Annotated in this window: 15 protein-coding genes; 10 read left to right on the top strand and 5 right to left on the bottom strand. The window is 65.4% G+C overall.

Annotated elements, in window-relative coordinates; all coding sequences use genetic code 11:
- Nucleotides 1-53 precede the first annotated feature (53 nt).
- Both ku and NOF53_RS04935 read right to left on the bottom strand, forming a co-directional pair.
- Nucleotides 54-941, bottom strand: a complete 888-nt coding sequence (gene ku / locus NOF53_RS04940; RefSeq protein ID WP_445263530.1) for a non-homologous end joining protein Ku — start codon at nucleotides 939-941, stop codon at nucleotides 54-56.
- Nucleotides 942-981: 40 nt separating this feature from the next.
- Entirely contained in the window at nucleotides 982-2,127 is a 1,146-nt protein-coding gene (locus NOF53_RS04935) for a lycopene cyclase family protein (RefSeq protein ID WP_255966037.1), read from the bottom strand.
- A 708-nt stretch (nucleotides 2,128-2,835) separates the two neighbouring features.
- Between NOF53_RS04935 and NOF53_RS04930 the strand changes: the two genes are divergently transcribed.
- Nucleotides 2,836-3,528: a pentapeptide repeat-containing protein gene (locus NOF53_RS04930; protein ID WP_308213780.1), complete on the top strand. Its 693-nt coding sequence runs from the start codon at nucleotides 2,836-2,838 to the stop codon at nucleotides 3,526-3,528.
- Here NOF53_RS04930 and NOF53_RS04925 read toward each other — a convergent pair.
- A complete protein-coding gene (locus NOF53_RS04925) occupies nucleotides 3,512-4,300 on the bottom strand; it encodes an SDR family oxidoreductase (RefSeq protein ID WP_255966035.1) in 789 nt (262 codons plus the stop codon). The genes NOF53_RS04930 and NOF53_RS04925 overlap by 17 nt on opposite strands.
- 127 nt (nucleotides 4,301-4,427) lie before the next feature.
- On the opposite strand from NOF53_RS04925, the gene NOF53_RS04920 reads away from it, so the two are divergent.
- On the top strand, nucleotides 4,428-6,059 hold the full coding sequence (locus NOF53_RS04920; protein WP_255966034.1) for an ABC-F family ATP-binding cassette domain-containing protein: 1,632 nt from the start codon (nucleotides 4,428-4,430) through the stop codon (nucleotides 6,057-6,059).
- A 72-nt stretch (nucleotides 6,060-6,131) separates the two neighbouring features.
- Nucleotides 6,132-6,347, top strand: a complete 216-nt coding sequence (locus tag NOF53_RS04915) for a helix-turn-helix domain-containing protein (protein WP_255966032.1) — start codon at nucleotides 6,132-6,134, stop codon at nucleotides 6,345-6,347.
- A gap of 17 nt (nucleotides 6,348-6,364) precedes the next feature.
- Here the strand turns inward: NOF53_RS04915 and NOF53_RS04910 are convergent, their stop codons facing one another.
- Together NOF53_RS04910 and NOF53_RS04905 are read right to left on the bottom strand one after the other, a co-directional pair.
- The gene (locus NOF53_RS04910) at nucleotides 6,365-6,931 is read right to left on the bottom strand and encodes a TetR/AcrR family transcriptional regulator (protein WP_255966030.1); all 567 of its coding nucleotides are present in this window, start codon (nucleotides 6,929-6,931) and stop codon (nucleotides 6,365-6,367) included.
- Between the two features lie 179 nt (nucleotides 6,932-7,110).
- Nucleotides 7,111-9,915, bottom strand: a complete 2,805-nt coding sequence (locus NOF53_RS04905; RefSeq protein WP_255966028.1) for an aconitate hydratase — start codon at nucleotides 9,913-9,915, stop codon at nucleotides 7,111-7,113.
- A gap of 307 nt (nucleotides 9,916-10,222) precedes the next feature.
- Between NOF53_RS04905 and NOF53_RS04900 the strand changes: the two genes are divergently transcribed.
- The 7 genes from NOF53_RS04900 (at nucleotide 10,223) to inhA (ending at nucleotide 17,737) form a co-directional block, all read left to right on the top strand.
- Nucleotides 10,223-10,828: an Rv1476 family membrane protein gene (locus tag NOF53_RS04900; RefSeq protein ID WP_255966026.1), complete on the top strand. Its 606-nt coding sequence runs from the start codon at nucleotides 10,223-10,225 to the stop codon at nucleotides 10,826-10,828.
- Nucleotides 10,829-11,214: 386 nt separating this feature from the next.
- Nucleotides 11,215-12,759 carry an NlpC/P60 family protein gene (locus tag NOF53_RS04895; RefSeq protein WP_374212565.1) on the top strand — a complete coding sequence of 515 codons (1,545 nt, stop codon included), beginning with the start codon at nucleotides 11,215-11,217 and terminating at the stop codon, nucleotides 12,757-12,759.
- 204 nt (nucleotides 12,760-12,963) lie between these two features.
- Complete coding sequence (locus NOF53_RS04890) at nucleotides 12,964-14,133, top strand: AAA family ATPase (protein ID WP_255966258.1); 1,170 nt, start codon at nucleotides 12,964-12,966, stop codon at nucleotides 14,131-14,133.
- Complete coding sequence (locus NOF53_RS04885; RefSeq protein WP_255966024.1) at nucleotides 14,130-15,104, top strand: DUF58 domain-containing protein; 975 nt, start codon at nucleotides 14,130-14,132, stop codon at nucleotides 15,102-15,104. Before NOF53_RS04890 ends, NOF53_RS04885 begins: the two co-directional genes overlap by 4 nt.
- Nucleotides 15,101-16,081: a VWA domain-containing protein gene (locus NOF53_RS04880; protein ID WP_255966023.1), complete on the top strand. Its 981-nt coding sequence runs from the start codon at nucleotides 15,101-15,103 to the stop codon at nucleotides 16,079-16,081. The genes NOF53_RS04885 and NOF53_RS04880 overlap by 4 nt, the downstream gene beginning before the upstream one ends.
- A 62-nt stretch (nucleotides 16,082-16,143) precedes the next feature.
- On the top strand, nucleotides 16,144-16,893 hold the full coding sequence (gene fabG1, locus NOF53_RS04875) for a 3-oxoacyl-ACP reductase FabG1 (RefSeq protein WP_255966021.1): 750 nt from the start codon (nucleotides 16,144-16,146) through the stop codon (nucleotides 16,891-16,893).
- Nucleotides 16,894-16,939: 46 nt separating this feature from the next.
- Nucleotides 16,940-17,737, top strand: coding sequence for an NADH-dependent enoyl-ACP reductase InhA (gene inhA / locus NOF53_RS04870; protein WP_109330181.1), 798 nt, complete (start codon nucleotides 16,940-16,942; stop codon nucleotides 17,735-17,737).
- Nucleotides 17,738-17,779 lie beyond the last annotated feature (42 nt).

Here is a 17,779-nt window from a genome sequence, read left to right as displayed (position 1 = left end):
CACGCGGGGCCCGGCGAGGATGATCTCGCCGGGCCCCGCGTGTGTCTGCGGGTTCAGGCGCGCTTGCGTTCCGAACCGGTGGATTTCGACGCGGTCTTCTTCGCTGCGGTCTTTGCGGGCGCCTTCTTTGCAGGTTTCTTCTTTGCGGGTGCCGCCTTCTTGCCGGCGGCGTCGACGCTGCGTTGCAGCGCTGCCACCAGATCGACCACCTCAGCGTCTTCGCCGGTCTTCTCGGTCTCGGCGACGGGAATGACTTTCTTACCGCCTGAGCTGATCATCTCGTCGAGGAGTTCGCGTAGTTGAACCTGGTAGTCGTCGGTGAATTCGGTGGGATCGAAGTCTTCGGCCATGCTGTCGACCAACGTTTCCGCCATGGCCAGTTCTTTGGTCTTCGGCTTGTCGACGTTGTCGAGAGACGGAAAGGACGCTTCACGCACTTCGTCCGGCCACAGCAGTGTCTGGATCACCAGCACGCCGTCCCGAGACCGCATCGCGGCCAGACGGGTGCGTTGGCGCAGGGTGAAGTGCACGAGCGCCGTACGGTCGCTTTCGGAGAGCGCTGTCGCCAGAAGGACATATGCCTTCGGTGAGCTGGAGTCCGGTTCGAGGAAATAGCTTTTCTCGAACAGGATGGGATCTATCTGCTCGGTCGGCACGAACTGCAGAACCGGAATTTCGTGTTTCTCAGCGGCGGGAAGCTTTCCGAAGTCGTCATCCGTCAGGACTACTCGAACACCGTCGTCGGAATCGTAGGCCTTGTCGATATCGGCGTACTGAACCACGTTTCCGCATTCGGTGCACACGCGGTTGTACTTGATCCGCCCGCCGTCCTTGGCATGGACCTGGTGAAACTTGATGTCGTGATCCTCGGTTGCCGAGTACACCTTGACCGGCACGTTGACGAGACCGAACGCTATCGAGCCCTTCCATATCGACCGCATGCGTTCCATGATGGTCCCCTTTCAGTATTCTCGCGACACTTCATCGAAGTTCCCGGCGAAGCGCCGAGCGCAGCATCGCACCGCGAATATCGCCGGACGACGCGAAGAACATGCGGCGCATCGCCGATAACGTCGCGGTCGGATTTGCCCGGTCGGACAGAAACGCAACCTGCAGGTGCGGGGGAAGATCGAAGAAATGCTCGAAAAACTCCGGTACCGATTCCGCGTCGAGGCGAAGAAGTACGCGTAATCCGATCGACCGCAGCGACGCCACCGTGCGTGCCCTCCACGGCCAGAGCCGTCCCGAAGTCCCCTCCGCGAGGTCGCGCACAAGGGCATCCGCACAGCTGAGCGACGCGGCAACGCTGTAGCCGGTGCTCGGGTGCATCAATCCGGCGCGGGCACCGAATCGCACCTGACCGTTTCCCTCCCGGCCGGCGTCGTGTGGCGGTTCGACCGCGAACCGTACGCGTTCCACGTCGGAGTGCGACGGAACGGACACTCCGCGGTGCCGCAGACGCCGGTGAAGTCTCGTGGCGAGCTCCGACACAGCTAGTGCCGGACGGCCGACCAGACAGGTCTCCTCCAGGAGGAAACGATCGGCAGACAGCGGGACGGCGTAGAGAAAGGACGGCTGATCCGAAGTCGAGGTGCCGTTGTCGGTGCGCCAATCCATGAACAAGGCGTCCTCGCCGCCCAGAGCGCCTGCGGCAGTGTCTGCGTCGACTGCAACGCCATATGCAGTCTGCTGCGCCAAGTCCGGGCTGTCCCCGGTCCCACGGGCGTCCACCACGACGTGCGCCCCCACCGATGTGCCGTCACTCAAGAGAACGGCAGTGGGGGAGAGGTCAACAGCTCTACCTGCAATTACCGCCGCTGTTCCTTCCGACAGCATTGACTGCAGTAGCGGTGTATCCAACACGCAGTAGGTGCGCTCTATCGCGTGACGGCGAGTGGTCCATGCCGTCGGCTGCGGCGTACGGGTCGCAATTGCTGCTTGCGGCAGCCAGTGGGGGAGTTCGTCTTCCCAGGCGCCGTAGGTCGCGGTCCAGTTGCGCGCAGGGTGGGGATCGATTGTTACCACCGTGAGTCCGTGGGTTGTGGCGCGATAGGCGAGTGCGCGGCCGGCAGGCCCGAGGCCGACGATCGCGACATCCCACATCGGCGGACGAAATGCAGCTGTCACGATCACCAGCCTTTCACGAAAAGTGACCGGAACCTTTGCGCACTGACTCCGAAGGATACGGAACACATTAAATACCCGAATAGCCCCTGGAGCGAGACGCCCCCGGGGTAGGAGTGGTCACCGCTTCGCCACAAACTCGCGACTCCACGAAATGCGCCCGAAAACACGCAGACGTCGGGGTAGGGGTGGCGCGCCGCGAAGCGCTTGCGAGGTGGGCGAGCAGCGGCACTGCCGCATGCGTGGGGGCGGTGAGGACATTCGCCGCATGGAACGACGGGAAAGAGAAGGGGGGTTTTGCGAAGGCCCGCTGAGTTGACGAATGATGCTGTGACTCGGCTCGTGACGGAACACGCGGATATCGCGAAAAACCTCCGTTTCGCCACGTCCGAATTCACACCTGCGCAAGTTCCAGCGAACGGCGCGACTCGAGTTCCCACCTTCCGCAGCAGCAGACGAACCCGACCCGAGTTCGGGACCAGGTCTCAGTTTTTCGGGGGGCGCCGAGTAAGTTGAAAGACTGCTCGACCGATCCCGAGGGAGCCAAATGTCTGGACCGCAGGAGCGCGCTGACGGGTCCGGGGGCCGGTAGGCCGGGTCGATCTGTTCGCGAACTGCGTGGAGTGCTTCGGCCTCTGCTGCGTCGCCCTGCCGTTCGCTGCGTCTTCGGACTTTGCCGTCGATAAAGACGCGGGCACACCATGCCGCAACTTGTCGTCCGACTTCCGGTGTGCGATTCACAGCAGCCTCCGGCAGAAGGGTTACCCCGGGTGCACGGTGTACGACTGCTTCGGCGCGGGGCAGCACGTGTCGCAGGAGACGTTCGGCGGCCGAGATTGGCGGAAGGCGCCCGACTCGACGTCCCAGATGTTCTCGGTGTTTCCGATCATGCGTCAGTTGCACGAAATACTGTGGTACCTGACGGAGTGCCTGACGCTGACATCGGCTCGGGAAGTGCATGACGCAGTGCGCACCGCTCGCGGCGACGTCCAACGGCTCACCCAGGGAAGCCCTGAGTCGATTCTCGAATTGGATGTGCCGGCTATTCGCGCGGACGTCAACGTACTCCTCCTGCGGACGAGTGCGTTGGTACGTTCCGGGTTCGCCGGAAAGAAGAAGAATCGACGCGGCGCGGACCTTATCGGCGCCAAGTTGCGGCGGGCCGACCTTCGGGGGGCCAATTTGCGCGGTGCCTACTTGATCGGTGCTGACCTACGGGAGACGGACTTGCGGGAGGCCGACCTCATCGGGGCAGATTTCCGCGGCGCCGATCTGCGCGGCGCCGACCTCACGACCAGCATCTTCTTGACCCAGTTCCAGGTCAACGCGGCCAACGGTGATACCTCGACGCAGTTGCCGAAGACGTTGTCTCGGCCGGGCGCGTGGTCTACATCGCGCCTGTAGCCAAAAGGCCGCCGTCGACGCGGACGGTTTCGCCGGTGATCCAGGTCGCGGCGGGGGAGACGAGGAACCCGACGAGGGCTGCAACATCTTCGGGAGTTCCGAGCCGCTTCATCGGATAGCCGGCGGCAGCCTGATCTTCGCCCGCGGCGACGAGCGCGGCGGCGAATTGTGTCTTGACGATCCCCGGCGCGACGGCGTTGACGCGAATGCCGGGGCCGAGCTGCCACGCGAGTTCTTCGGTAAGTCGGATGAGCGCAGCCTTGGACGCACCGTACGCGGCGATCACGCCGGTGGAACGAATACCCGCGACACTGGCGAGATTGACGACTGCGCCGCCGTGCCGGCCCATCCAGGCGCGGTGTGCTTCTTGTACGTAACCGAGGGCGGCCACCACGTTGATGTCGAAGATCTTGCGGACGGCGTCGAGATCGGCGTCCATGAGTGAGCCGAACACGGGATTGATACCGGTGTTGTTGACGAGGATATCGAGTGAGCCGAATCGTTCGACTGCGAGCGCCACAGCCGCGGACCGCGCTGCGGCGTCGCCGGCGTTGCCCGGGGAGGCCGCGACCTTGCCGGTGTGGCCCAGGGCCTGCAGTTCACGGACTGCGTCCTCGAGCGGTCCCGGCTTGCGGGCGGTGATCACGACGTCGGCGCCGCGGGAGAGCAGCTCCGACGCAATCGCCTTGCCGATTCCCCTGCTCGCCCCCGTCACGAGTGCGGTGAGTCCCTGCAGATCCTGTGCGGGGGCCACCCCTGCGTCCGTTGCCATGGGCGAACGTTAGCGGAATCACTGGTACGCGTGCTCTGGCTTGGCTCGAGCTCGAGGTAAAATTGCGGGTTCGTGCGTTCTGCGTGCGTTTTTCTCATCGAAATGCAAGCGTTTACTAGGAGTTTTGTTGATCACCGCTACCGACCTGGAAGTTCGAGCCGGAGTGCGGACGTTGTTGTCTGCGCCCGGCCCGGCCTTGCGGGTGCAGCCCGGCGACCGGATCGGTCTGGTCGGCCGTAACGGTGCCGGTAAGACTACGACGCTTCGCATCCTCGCCGGTGAGGGGGAACCGTATGCCGGTTCCGTCGTCCGGACCGGCGACCTCGGCTACCTGCCCCAGGATCCCAAGGAAGGCGATCTCGACGTTCTTGCGAAGGACCGCGTGCTGTCGGCGCGTGGCCTGGACGCGTTGCTGCGTGACATGGAGAAGCAGCAGATTCTGATGGCAGAGGTGGTCGACGACGCCGAACGGGACAAGGCCGTGCGCAAGTACGGCAATCTCGAGGAGCGGTTCTCGGCGCTCGGCGGATACGAAGCGGAGAGTGAAGCGGCGCGTATCTGCAACAGTCTCGGGCTCGCAGACCGCATTCTCGGCCAGCAGCTGCACACCCTGTCGGGCGGTCAGCGTCGCCGTGTCGAGTTGGCGCGCATCCTGTTCGCGGCCTCGGACGGCAGCGGCGGGCGGTCGGACACGACGCTTCTGCTCGACGAGCCGACCAACCACCTCGACGCCGATTCCATCACGTGGCTGCGCGGGTTCCTGCAGAGCCACGAGGGTGGACTGATTGTGATCAGCCACGATGTCGACCTGCTCAACGACGTCGTCAACCGCGTGTGGTTCCTCGACGCCGTGCGTGGCGAGGCCGACGTCTACAACATGACCTGGAAGAAGTACCTGGACGCACGCGCTACGGACGAGCAGCGTCGCCGCCGCGAGCGCGCGAATGCCGAGAAGAAGGCCGGTGCCCTCCGCGCTCAGGCCGCGAAGCTCGGCGCCAAGGCCACGAAGGCCGTTGCCGCACAGAACATGGCGAAGCGCGCCGACAAGATGATGTCCGAGCTCGACGCCGAGCGGGTGTCCGACAAGGTGGCTCGCATTCGGTTCCCTGAACCTGCCGCCTGCGGGAAGACGCCGTTGATGGCGGAGAATCTGACCAAGGTTTACGGTTCGCTCGAAATCTTCACGGGAGTGGATCTCGCGATCGACCGGGGTTCCCGGGTAGTGGTCCTGGGCCTCAACGGTGCCGGTAAGACCACGTTGCTGCGAATTTTGGGTGGCGTCGAGACACCGGACGCCGGTGGACTCGTCCCCGGGCACGGGTTGAAGATCGGGTATTTCGCGCAGGAGCACGACACGCTCGACGACAGCGCCTCGGTGTGGGAGAACATCCGCCACGCGGCGCCCGACACAGGGGAGCAGGAGCTGCGTTCCCTGCTGGGCGCGTTCATGTTCACCGGTCCGCAGCTCGAGCAGCCCGCCGGCACGTTGTCCGGTGGTGAGAAGACCCGTCTCGCGTTGGCAGGTCTGGTGTCGTCGTCGGCCAACGTGCTGCTCCTCGACGAGCCGACCAACAACCTTGATCCGGTGTCGCGCGAGCAGGTTCTGGACGCGTTGCGCAGCTATACGGGTGCTGTCGTGCTGGTGACACACGATCCGGGTGCGGCCGAGGCGCTCAATCCCGAACGGGTCATTCTTCTGCCGGACGGCACCGAAGATCACTGGTCACAGGAGTACCTGGAACTGATCCAGCTCGCCTGACGTGCGTTGATCCCGTCGCGGCGACGTTCTACGGTGGAAGCCACCACCGTCGCTCGCCGACTGGAGGAGTTCATGGCTGACATCGGTGTCTTCGCCAAGAGTGCTCGCATCACGGGCTCGCCCCGTGCCGATCTGCAGGCGGAGTTGAAGGATCGGTACCAGGCCGGTGCGAGTATTCGCTCCCTGGCCCGGGAAATGGGACGTTCGTACGGATTTGTGCGGAACATGCTCGCCGAGTCGCAGGTAGAACTCCGGGGGCGCGGCGGCGCCCATCGGCGCCCCACCTGAACGCGCCGTCATCGGGTTCAGTCGCGGCGCCGGACCGATTCCTCGACAAGGTCGAGTACGGCAGAAAGATTGTCGCCTGCGTGTCCCGACGCGATTCGTGCGACCAGCCCGTCGAGCACGAGATCCAGATAGCCGATCAGGACGTCGGTGGGTACGTCGTCACGTAGACGTCCGGCCGACTTCTGCCGGGCGAGACGCGCAATGGTGGCCTCGGTCAGTTCGGCTGAGCGCTGCGACCAGCTTCGGCGGAAGTCTGCGTCGTTTCGCAGGCGGCGGGCGATCTCGAGCCGGGTACCGAGCCAATCGAACTGGTCGGGTCGAGCCAGCATGTCGCGCATGACCTGGACGAGGCCTTCCTGCGCGACGACGTCGGCCATCCTCGTCGCGTCCTCGTGGGCGAGCGCGAGGAACAACCCGTCCTTGTCCTTGAAGTGGTGGAAGATCGCTCCGCGTGAGAGGCCGGTCACTTCTTCGAGCCGGCGGACAGTGGCGCCGTCGTAGCCGTATTCTGCAAAGCATCGGCGGGCGCCGTCCAGAATCTGACTGCGTCGTGCCGCGAGATGGTCTTCACTGACCTTGGGCACAGGCACCCTCCTTCGTTTGGGTGCCTGTGAGCACTTTGGGCCTTGGACGAGGTAACTCGCGTCGTGCACAACGCGCTCACGACCACCAATGATCGACCGTCTTGTCGGCGGAGTGGTCGTGAGCGCGCGTGCCTGTCAGGGGCCGAAAGTGCTCACAGGCGCGGAGCGCCTCGTGCGCCTCAGCTCTTGATCATGTTGCGGAGCACGTACTGCAGGATGCCACCGTTGCGGTAGTAATCGGCCTCACCGGGGGTGTCGATTCGGACGACGGCGTCGAAGACGACCTTCTCGCCGTTCTCGCGGGTTGCCGTGACCTTGACGGTCTTCGGCGTGACACCCTCGTTGAGCTTCTCGACGCCTTCGATGTCGAAGACCTCGGTACCGTTCAGTTTCAGCGACGCGGCGGACTCGCCGGCCGGGAACTGCAGCGGAACGACGCCCATGCCGATGAGGTTGGAGCGGTGGATGCGCTCGAACGACTCGGTGATCACGGCCTTGACGCCGAGGAGGCTGGTGCCCTTGGCCGCCCAGTCACGCGACGATCCGGAACCGTACTCCTTGCCGCCCAGGACGACGAGCGGGATTCCCGCGGCCTGGTAGTTCTGCGACGCGTCGTAGATGAACGCCTGCGGTCCACCGTCCTGCGTGAAGTCGCGGGTGTAGCCACCGGAGACGTCATCGAGGAGCTGGTTGCGCAGACGAATGTTCGCGAACGTTCCGCGGATCATGACCTCGTGGTTGCCGCGACGTGAGCCGTAGGAGTTGTAGTCCTTACGGTCGATGCCGTTGGCGTCGAGGTACTGCGACGCGGGCGTTCCCGCCTTGATGTTGCCGGCGGGGGAGATGTGGTCCGTGGTGACCGAGTCGCCGAGCAGCGCGAGGACGCGGGCGCCCTTGATGTCGCTGACCGGGGTCGGCTCCTTCGGCATCCCCTCGAAGTACGGTGGCTTCCGCACGTAGGTGGAGTCCTCGGCCCACTCGAAGGTCTTGCCCTCGGGGGTGGGCAGGCCGCGCCAGCGCTCGTCGCCCTTGAAGACGTCGGCGTAACCCTTGACGTACATTTCCTGGCTGATCGAGGAGTTGATGGTCTCCTGGATCTCCTGCGGGGAGGGCCAGATGTCCTTCAGGAACACGTCGTTGCCGTCGGTGTCCTGGCCGAGGGCGTCGTGCTCGAAGTCGAAGTCCATCGTGCCTGCCAACGCGTATGCGATGACAAGCGGGGGAGACGCAAGGTAGTTCATCTTCACGTCGGGGGAGATGCGTCCCTCGAAGTTGCGGTTACCGGACAGCACTGCGGTCGCCGTCAGGTCGTTGTCCTGGATGGCCTGCGAGATCTGCTCGTCGAGCGGGCCGGAGTTGCCGATGCAGGTGGCGCAGCCGTAGCCGACGAGGAAGAAGCCGAGCTTCTCGAGGTACGGCCACAGGCCCGACTTGTTGTAGTAGTCGGTGACGACCTGCGAACCGGGGGCCATGGACGTCTTGACCCAGGGCTTGGCGGACAGCCCCTTCTCGACGGCGTTACGGGCGAGCAGTGCCGCACCGAGCATGACCGAAGGGTTGGAGGTGTTGGTGCACGAGGTGATCGAGGCGATCACGACGGCACCGTGGTCGAGGACGAACTCGCCCTTCTCCTCGGAGACGACATTGACCGGCTTGCTCGGGCGTCCCTCGGCCCCGTTGGCTGCGGACTGCACGTCGACGGCACCGTCGTCGGCAAACGAGAGAGCGGCGGGATCGCTCGCGGGGAACGACTCCTCGACGGCCTCGTCGAGCTGCGAGTGACCCGTCGGGTAGTTCTCCTCCACGTAGTTGTGGATGTCCTTGCGGAACGCGGTCTTCGACTCCGAGAGCAGGATCCGGTCCTGCGGGCGCTTCGGGCCGGCGATGGATGGAACCACGTCACCGAGGTCGAGTTCGAGGTACTCGGAGTACTCGGGCTCGCGGTCGGCGTCGTGCCACAGCCCCTGTTCCTTGGCGTAGGCCTCGACGAGCGCGAGCTGCTCGTCGGTGCGGCCGGTGAGCCGGAGGTAGCTGACGGTCTCGGCGTCGATCGGGAAGATCGCAGCGGTCGAACCGAACTCGGGGCTCATGTTGCCCAGAGTTGCGCGGTTGGCGAGGGGAACCTCGGCCACACCCTTGCCGTAGAACTCGACGAACTTGCCGACGACGCCGTGCTTGCGCAGCATGTCGGTGACAGTGAGGACCACGTCGGTGGCGGTGACGCCCGGCTTGATCTCGCCGGTCAGCTTGAAGCCGACGACGCGCGGGATCAGCATGGACACGGGCTGACCCAGCATGGCCGCCTCGGCCTCGATGCCTCCGACGCCCCAGCCCAGCACGCCCAAGCCGTTGACCATGGTGGTGTGCGAGTCGGTACCGACACAGGTGTCGGGGTACGCCTGGCCGTTTCGGACCATGATGGTGCGTGCCAGGTGCTCGATGTTGACCTGGTGGACGATGCCGGTTCCCGGGGGGACGACCTTGAAGTCGTCGAATGCTCCCTGGCCCCAACGCAGGAACTGGTAACGCTCACCATTGCGCTGGTATTCGATGTCGACGTTGCGCTCGAACGCGTCGGCGCGGCCGGCGACATCGATGATGACCGAGTGGTCGATGACCATCTCGGCGGGGGCGAGGGGGTTCACCTTGTCGGGGTCGCCACCGAGGGCGGTGACTGCTTCTCGCATGGTGGCGAGGTCGACGATGCAGGGCACGCCGGTGAAGTCCTGCATGATCACGCGGGCAGGCGTGAACTGGATTTCGACGTTCGGCTCAGCCGACGGATCCCAGCTCGCGATCGCGCGAATGTGGTCGGCGGTGATGTTCGCGCCGTCCTCGGTGCGAAGCAGGTTCTCGGCGAGAACCTTCAGTGCATAGGGAAGTTTTTCGGTACCGGGCACGGCCGAGAGGCGGAAGATCTCGTAGGAGTTCTCACCGACCTCGAGGGTGCCTTTGGCGCCGAACGAATCAATACTCGTGCTCACGTCAGCTCCACTCGTCTATGAGGGTCGCCGCCGACGGGGCTGTGTCGACGGCTGGAGGCACTGCGGGCAGGCTGATCCGGGCGCGCTGTGGTGCTAGCGATGAACGGACTCGGCTGATACCGCGGTACCTCCGATAGTCTAACAGTACGCTTGTCCTGTGAGAATTCGGGGCGGGATCTCCTCCCGTCACCTCCCCGATCTCAGCAGAGACCGCCGGGCCGTGCAGCCGGATGGAACGAAACATCCGCCACTCCTCACGTAGTGTTCACGCGAGGCTCAACGTTCCTACAGCAAACCCGGATGAGAGATGTCTGCCCCAGTCGCCACCGTGCTTCCCTTCAACGCCACACTTCCCGCCCCGACGGCACTGCCGTTGTCGGCGGATCTCCCGGAAGGTCTCGATGTGGCGGACGTGGTCACCGATGTATCCGACGACGGTGTCTCGGCGCCGGCCGACGAGGTGAGCGATCTGGTCGCCGTGGTCGATCGTGCTGCCGAGCACGGCATCGAGTTGAGCATCGTGGTTCTGGACGAGGATCCGGGGCGCGTCTCGCAGCTACGTGACCTTGCCACCGAGGTCGGTCAGGAAGAAGGCGGCACCGTTCTGGTCCTGAGTCCCAGTTGGGTCGGGACCTACAGCGATTCGATCAGTCGGGTACTGCTCGAATCGGGCCAGGACCGCACCTATACCGCCGACCCAGTCGTGGCGGCCGACCACTTCGTGGACGAGATCGTGGCGTCCGGACCGCCGTGGGCGTTGATGACCGCCCTGATCGTGGCCGTGGTCGCCATCGCCGCGGCAGCGACTTTCTACGCGAGGTCGCGCCGGCGCGCCTCCCCGGACGCCCCGACCCCGGGGGAGGGCAGTGGCGCAGCGTCGGCGTCCGCACCTCTCGAACGCCCGGAACCGTGACGGGCGCATAAGCAAACTCCACTCTTTCACCGCGGCGAATTGATCGGGTTCGCCTTCGGTCGCCTCTGCCTGCGCCGATGCCCGACAGAGCGGCCGCTGACCGCGAGTGCTCGACATTTCCGCTGGTCAAATTACCCATGTGTTATTTGTGACTAAAGTTTCCATAGAGTCCGCAAGTGTCGTACGGTGCATTTGGCGCTCTTGGGGAAGAAGTGTCGCAGGCGGTCCATTGACGTCATCGGTGACGGCGATTCTCGTGCCGATCGGTGTCGTACGCGCACGGAACGATGTGGCTTGCCGGATTTCTCTCCCCGAAAACGAGCACGGTGCAGTGCGCCACATCGCGTGGAGCGCGATTGGTCGGTGCAGAACCGAGGGAGAGAGTTGTGAAGCGACTAGCACGAGGTGGACTGGGACACCGTGGCTTCTCCCGCAGGCGCCATCGAGCGGTACGCCTCCTCATCGGGCTGGGCATCGTCGGTGCGTTGGTGGGGAGCACTCCGGGATTGGCAGCCGCGGTGCCTCCTCCGCCGCCCAATCCGTCCGATTCCGACCTCGCCCAAGCGGGCGCGCAAGTGGCAGCAGGCGTCGGGCAGGTGAGCGACCTGATCAATCGGGTCGCATCCGCCGACCAGCAACTCGCCCAGCTCGACAACGAGGTCGCCATCAAACGGGAGGGCGTCAACCGCGCTCTGGTGGACTTGCAGAATGCGCGCGGGGCTGCCGACCTGGCGGCGAGGGTCGTCGGGGCTTCACAGCAGGCGTTGCGCGACGCGGGTGCGCAGATCGAGCTCGCCCAGAAGGACTTCGACAAATACGCTCGGTCGAGCTACACCCAGGGCACCAACGTCTCGTCGATCTCGACCTATCTCGGGGCGAAGGGTCCCGGTGACGTCCTGGACCGCGCACAGGTGTTGAAGCTTCTGGCCGCGAGCCAGAACGCCGTGCTCGAGGGATTGCAGCGGGCGCGGACGGAGCAGGCCAACAAGGACTCCTCGGCACGCGAAGCGAAGCAGCAGGCGGATGTCGCTGCCGAGCAGGCCGAGACGAAGAAAGCGCTCGCCGAGCAGGCCATCGCCATCGCCCGGGCGGCGCTGCAGGACCAGGCAGCCAAGAAGGCGCAGATCGAGAGCGAACGCGCATCCGCACAAGCCCAACTGGAGTCGGCGCGCGGAAACGTTGCAGGACTGCAAGGGCAGCGTGAGGCCTACGCGGCGTGGGACGAGCAGCGGCGTGCCGAGGAAGCGCAGAAGGCGGCCGTCGCCGCGGCGGCCCGTGAGGCGGCCGCGCAGGCCGCCGCTCGGGTGGCAGCCAACGAGGCGGCGCGCGAACGCGCTGCCGCTCTTGCCGCGGGCCAACGCGCGCACACAGCCATCGAAGAGGACGCGACCGAGGATGACGAGGACTACTCCACCGACGAGGACACGTCGGCCGGTGAATCCGAGGACGGGACCTCGACGCACGAGTCCGACAGCGAGTCGTCGAACAGTGGCTCCGGGCTCACCGGCAGCGCCGCAATCGAAACGGTGATCGACCGCGGACTCTCCCAGATCGGTGTCGAGTACGCGTGGGGCGGCGGCGACGAGAACGGGCCCACCAAGGGCATCCGCGACGGCGGAGTCGCCGACAGTTACGGCGACTTCAACAAGGTCGGTTTCGATTGCTCGGGTCTGATGATCTACGCCTTCGCCGGCATCGGGATCTCACTGCCGCACTACACCGGGTACCAATACACGGCCGGTGAACAGGTGCCCTCCGAGGAGATGCAGCGCGGCGACATGATCTTCTACGGACCCAACGCCAGTCAGCACGTCGCCCTGTACCTCGGGGACAACGAAATGCTCGAAGCTCCGCAGTCCGGATCCACCGTCCGTATCTCGCCCGTGCGGTGGGATGGCATGACCCCCTACGCTGTGCGTATGGTCTCGTAGGCCACGATGTCGATGAAGTAGTTCGCAGTGCGGATCGTGCTTGGTTGCGGCGGGGGTTGCTTGCACCTGGAATAGTTGAGCAAGTACGTGAACGGGCGGAACGATCTAGGTGAAAGCGGTGGATTCTTGGTGACCTCACGTGATGATGCGGTATCGGAGGGCGCGGCCCGGAAGGAGACGCCCGTCAAGGCGTCACCGGACGGTGTGAAGAACGGTGGTGCGGCCAACGGATCGGGCCCCCAGACCGCTTCCAGCGCGGCGGGTGCACCCTCGCAGAAAGCCGCCCCGAAGACTGCGGCGAATGCCGTCGCGCCCAGCCTCGCCGCGGACGTTCAAACGTTGGAACGCGCGATCTACGAGGTCAAGCGGGTAATCGTGGGTCAGGACCGGTTGGTGGAACGGATCCTGGTCGGCCTGCTCGCCAAGGGGCATGTGCTCCTCGAAGGTGTGCCGGGGGTCGCGAAGACCCTCGCCGTCGAGACCTTCGCGAAGGTGGTCGGCGGCTCCTTCTCGCGCGTCCAGTTCACGCCCGACCTCGTGCCCACCGACCTCATCGGTACACGTATCTACCGGCAGGGCCGGGAGGAATTCGACACCGAGCTCGGTCCGGTCGTCGCCAACTTCGTGCTCGCCGACGAGATCAACCGGGCGCCCGCGAAGGTGCAGTCGGCCCTCCTCGAGGTCATGGCGGAGCGGCATGTCTCGATCGGTGGCAAGCGGTACCACATGCCGGACCCGTTCCTGGTGATGGCGACGCAGAACCCGATCGAGAACGAGGGTGTCTATCCGCTGCCGGAAGCGCAGCGCGACCGGTTCCTGTTCAAGATTCTCGTCGACTACCCCTCGGTGGAGGAAGAGCGCGAGATCGTCTACCGCATGGGTGTCGCGGCGCCGGAGCCGCAGCAGGTCCTCGACCCTGAGGAACTCGTCCGTCTACAGAAGGTGGCCAGTGGTGTCTTCGTGCATCACGCACTCGTCGACTACGTCGTCCGGGTGATCGCGGCAACCCGCACTCCGGCGCAGTTCGGCCTCGCCGATGTGGAGGGGTGGGTCGCGTACGGAGCGTCGCCGCGTGCCACTCTCGGCATCATCGCGTCGGCACGCGCACTGGCGCTTCTACGCGGGCGTGACTATGTCGTGCCGCAGGACGTCCTCGAGGTCATTCCGGACGTGCTCCGTCACCGCCTCGTACTGTCCTACGACGCGCTGGCGGACGAGGTGTCTCCGGACGACGTCATCTCGCGGGTCCTGCACACGGTGGGCCTCCCGCAGATCGCCGCTCAGCCCACACCGCAGGTCGCTCCCGCCGGGCACCCCGGACCCGTCCCGGCAGCGTCGGTGCCCGGACCGACGGCGATGAGCCAGCCACGGTGAGTGCGCGTACCGCCAGCGCACAGAGCTCCGGCCCACCGCCGTCCTTTCGTTCCGGCGAGTTGCGCGACCCGAAGCTGTCCGCCGCGTTGCGAACACTGGAGCTGACCGTTCGTCGTCGCCTCGACGGGGTCCTGCACGGGGATCATCTCGGTCTGATCCCCGGGCCGGGCTCCGAACCGGGTGACGCACGCGAATATCAGCCCGGTGACGATGTCCGTCAGATGGACTGGTCGGTGACCGCGCGGACCACACATCCGCATGTTCGCCAGTCGGTGGCCGACCGCGAACTCGAGACGTGGATGGTGATCGATCTGTCCTCGAGCCTCGACTTCGGCACGGCCGGTTGCGAGAAACGAGACCTCGTCGTGGCGGCTGCAGCGGCTGTCACCCACTTGACCAGCGGTGGCGGTAATCGGATCGGTGCCATCGTGGCCACCGGCGCGCAAACCACCCGCATCCCCGCCCGCGGTGGCCGCATCCACGCGCAGGCCATGCTGCGCCAGATCGCGACCACCCCGCACGCCCCGGACGGTGTCCGCGGTGACTTGCAGAGCGCGGTGGAGTCGCTGCGCCGGCCCCAGCGGCGCCGCGGTCTTGCGGTTGTCATCAGCGACTTCCTGGGCCCCATCGACTGGGAACGGTCGCTGCGGGCAATTTCGGGTCGCCACGACGTCCTCGGCGTGGAGGTGCTCGATCCGCGAGATTTGGAACTACCCGACATAGGGGATGTAGTGCTGCACGATCCGGAGTCCGGACGGACCCGAGAATTCTCGATCACACCGCAGCTTCGCGCCGATTTCGCGTGGGCCGCGGAAGAGCATCGCCTGCAGGTGGAGCAGTCGTTGCGGCGTTGTGGCGCACCGTTGCTCAGTCTGCGGACGGATCGGGACTGGATTGCGGACGTCGTCCGGTTCGTCTCGGCTCGTAAGCACAGTTACGGAACCGCGGCGACGCAGAGGGTGCGCCGGTGAGCCTTTCTCAGTTCAACTCGCCCTGGTGGTTGCTCTTTCTCCTCGTCGTGGCTGGTTTGGTGGCCGGGTACGTGTGGGTGCAGCGCCAACGGCAGAAGCACACCCTGCGGTTCACCAACTTCGCCCTGCTCGAGAAGGTGGCGCCGTCCAGACCCGGTCGCGCGCGCCACATCCCGGCCTTGCTGATGGTGCTGGCGCTGGTGTTCTTCAGCGTCGCGCTCGCAGGACCCACCGAGGACAAGCGGGTTCCGCGTAACCGGGCCACCGTCATCCTCGTCATCGACGTCTCGCTCTCGATGAAGGCGACCGATGTGGAGCCGACCCGGTTGGCCGCCGCCCAGGATGCGGCGAAGTCGTTCGCCGACGGCCTGACACCGGGTATCAACCTGGGTCTCGTCGCCTTCGCGGGTACGGCGTCGGTACTCGTCTCGCCGACGACCAATCGGGAAGCGAGCAAGGTCGCTATCGACAATCTTCAGTTGAGTGAGCGCACGGCCACAGGCGAGGCGATTTTCACGTCGTTGCAGTCGATCGACACGCTGGCGGCGGTGCTGGGCGGCAGCGATCAGGCCCCGCCTGCGCGGATCGTACTGCTCTCGGACGGTAAGCAGACGGTGCCCGAGAATCCGGACGACCCTCGCGGCGGTTTCACCGCGGCACGTCAGGCCAAGGAGAAGGATGTGCCGATCTCGACCATTTCCTTCGGCACGAGCTACGGCAAGGTCGAGATCGAGGACGAACGGATCCCGGTGCCGGTCGACGATCCGTCCCTGCGGGAGATCGCTTCCCTGTCGGGGGGGAGTTTCTTTACCGCGTCCAGTCTCGAGGAGCTGCGTGACGTCTACGACACGCTCGAGGAGCAGATCGGATTCGAGACCACCCGTGGCGATGCCAGTCGTCCGTGGTTGGTGCTCGGGGTCCTCTCGGCGACCGCCGGGCTGATCCTCGCACTTGTTCTGCGTCAACGGCTGCCCTGACGCCCGGTCCGCAGGACACCGGCGTTTTCTTCCACTGATTTCGAACAGATAGGTTGTTCCCCATGTCTAACCCAGAATCTACTGACTCGTCGGTAAGGACGGTGTCCACTCCTCGCTCGGTGCTCGTCACCGGCGGTAACCGCGGAATCGGGCTCGCCGTTGCGCAACGACTCGCGGCGGACGGCCACAAGGTCGCCGTGACCCACCGTGGTTCGGGTGCGCCCGACGGGCTTTTCGCCGTCCAGTGCGACGTCACCGACTCGGAGTCGATCGACCGCGCCTTCAAGGAAGTGGAACAGCACCAGGGTCCGGTCGAGGTACTGGTCGCGAACGCGGGTATTACCGACGACACCCTGATCATGCGCATGTCGGAAGAGCAGTTCACGAGCGTCGTGGACGCCAACCTCACCGGTGCCTTCCGGGTCGCGAAGCGCGCTACCCGGTCGATGCTGCGGGCGCGTTTCGGCCGTTTCGTGTTCCTGGGTTCTGTCGTCGGGCTCGCGGGCGGCCCCGGCCAGGTGAACTATGCGGCGTCCAAGGCCGGTGTGGTCGGCATCGCGCGCTCGCTCACCCGCGAGCTGGGTTCCCGATCGATTACTGCGAACGTGGTCGCCCCGGGATTTATCGACACCGACATGACGGCGGCGATGGAGGACAAGTACCGGGACATGGCCGTGCAGGCCATCCCGCTGCAGCGCGTCGGCCAGCCGGAGGACGTGGCCGCGGTGGTCAGCTTCCTGGCGTCCGACGATTCCGCCTACGTCTCGGGCGCGGTCATCCCGGTCGACGGCGGCCTCGGCATGGGTCACTGACCCACCTCACTTCAGTTCCCGGACTATTCCTACAGGAGGACACCTCATGGGCGGATTGCTCGAAGGTAAGACCATTCTCGTCACCGGCATCATCACGGATGCGTCCATTGCCTTTCACGTCGCCAAGGTGGCGCAGGAGCAGGGCGCGAAGGTGATCATCACCGGGTTTGACCGTCTCCGGTTGATCGACCGAATCGCACAGCGGCTGCCGCAGCCGGTGCCGCCGGCAGTCGAGCTGAACGTGCAGGACCCCGCGCACCTCGAGTCGCTCGCCGACCGGGTTCGCGAGCTCGCCCCGGAGGGCATCGACGGCGTGGTGCACTCCATCGCCTTCGCGCCGCGGTCTTGCCTGGGCAGCCCGTTCTTCGACGCGCCGTGGTCGGACGTCGGGGTGGCCTTCGAGGTATCCGCCTACTCGTATGCGTCCGTGGCCAAGGCGCTGCTTCCGGTGTTGAACGACGGCGCGTCGATCGTCGGCATGGACTTCGACCCGGCGCGCGCCGTGCCGTTCTACAACTGGATGGGTGTGGCGAAGGCGACGCTCGAGTCGGTCAACCGCTACGTGGCCAAGGAAGTGGGCGAGCGCGGAATTCGCTCCAACCTGGTCGCGGCAGGCCCCATCAAGACGCTCGCCGCCAAGGCGATCGCCGGCACCGCCACAGGCCCGGCCGAAGAGATGAACAAGCTCAACACCGCGTGGTCCGAGCGGGCGCCGATCGGCTGGAACGTCGACGATCCGGAGCCGGTCGCGAAGACCGTGTGCACCGTTCTGTCCGACTGGCTGCCCGGCACCACCGCGTCGATCATCTACGTCGACGGCGGCGCCCACGCGATGGCCGGATAGCAGCACCCGCAGTAGCGGATACCGTCGGCAGCGAACAGGATG

Source organism: Rhodococcus tibetensis, assembly GCF_024438035.1.
Lineage (GTDB): Bacteria > Actinomycetota > Actinomycetes > Mycobacteriales > Mycobacteriaceae > Rhodococcus_F > Rhodococcus_F tibetensis.
Note: the sequence above shows the minus strand (reverse complement) of the source record. Positions and strands in the feature narration are given on the sequence as shown.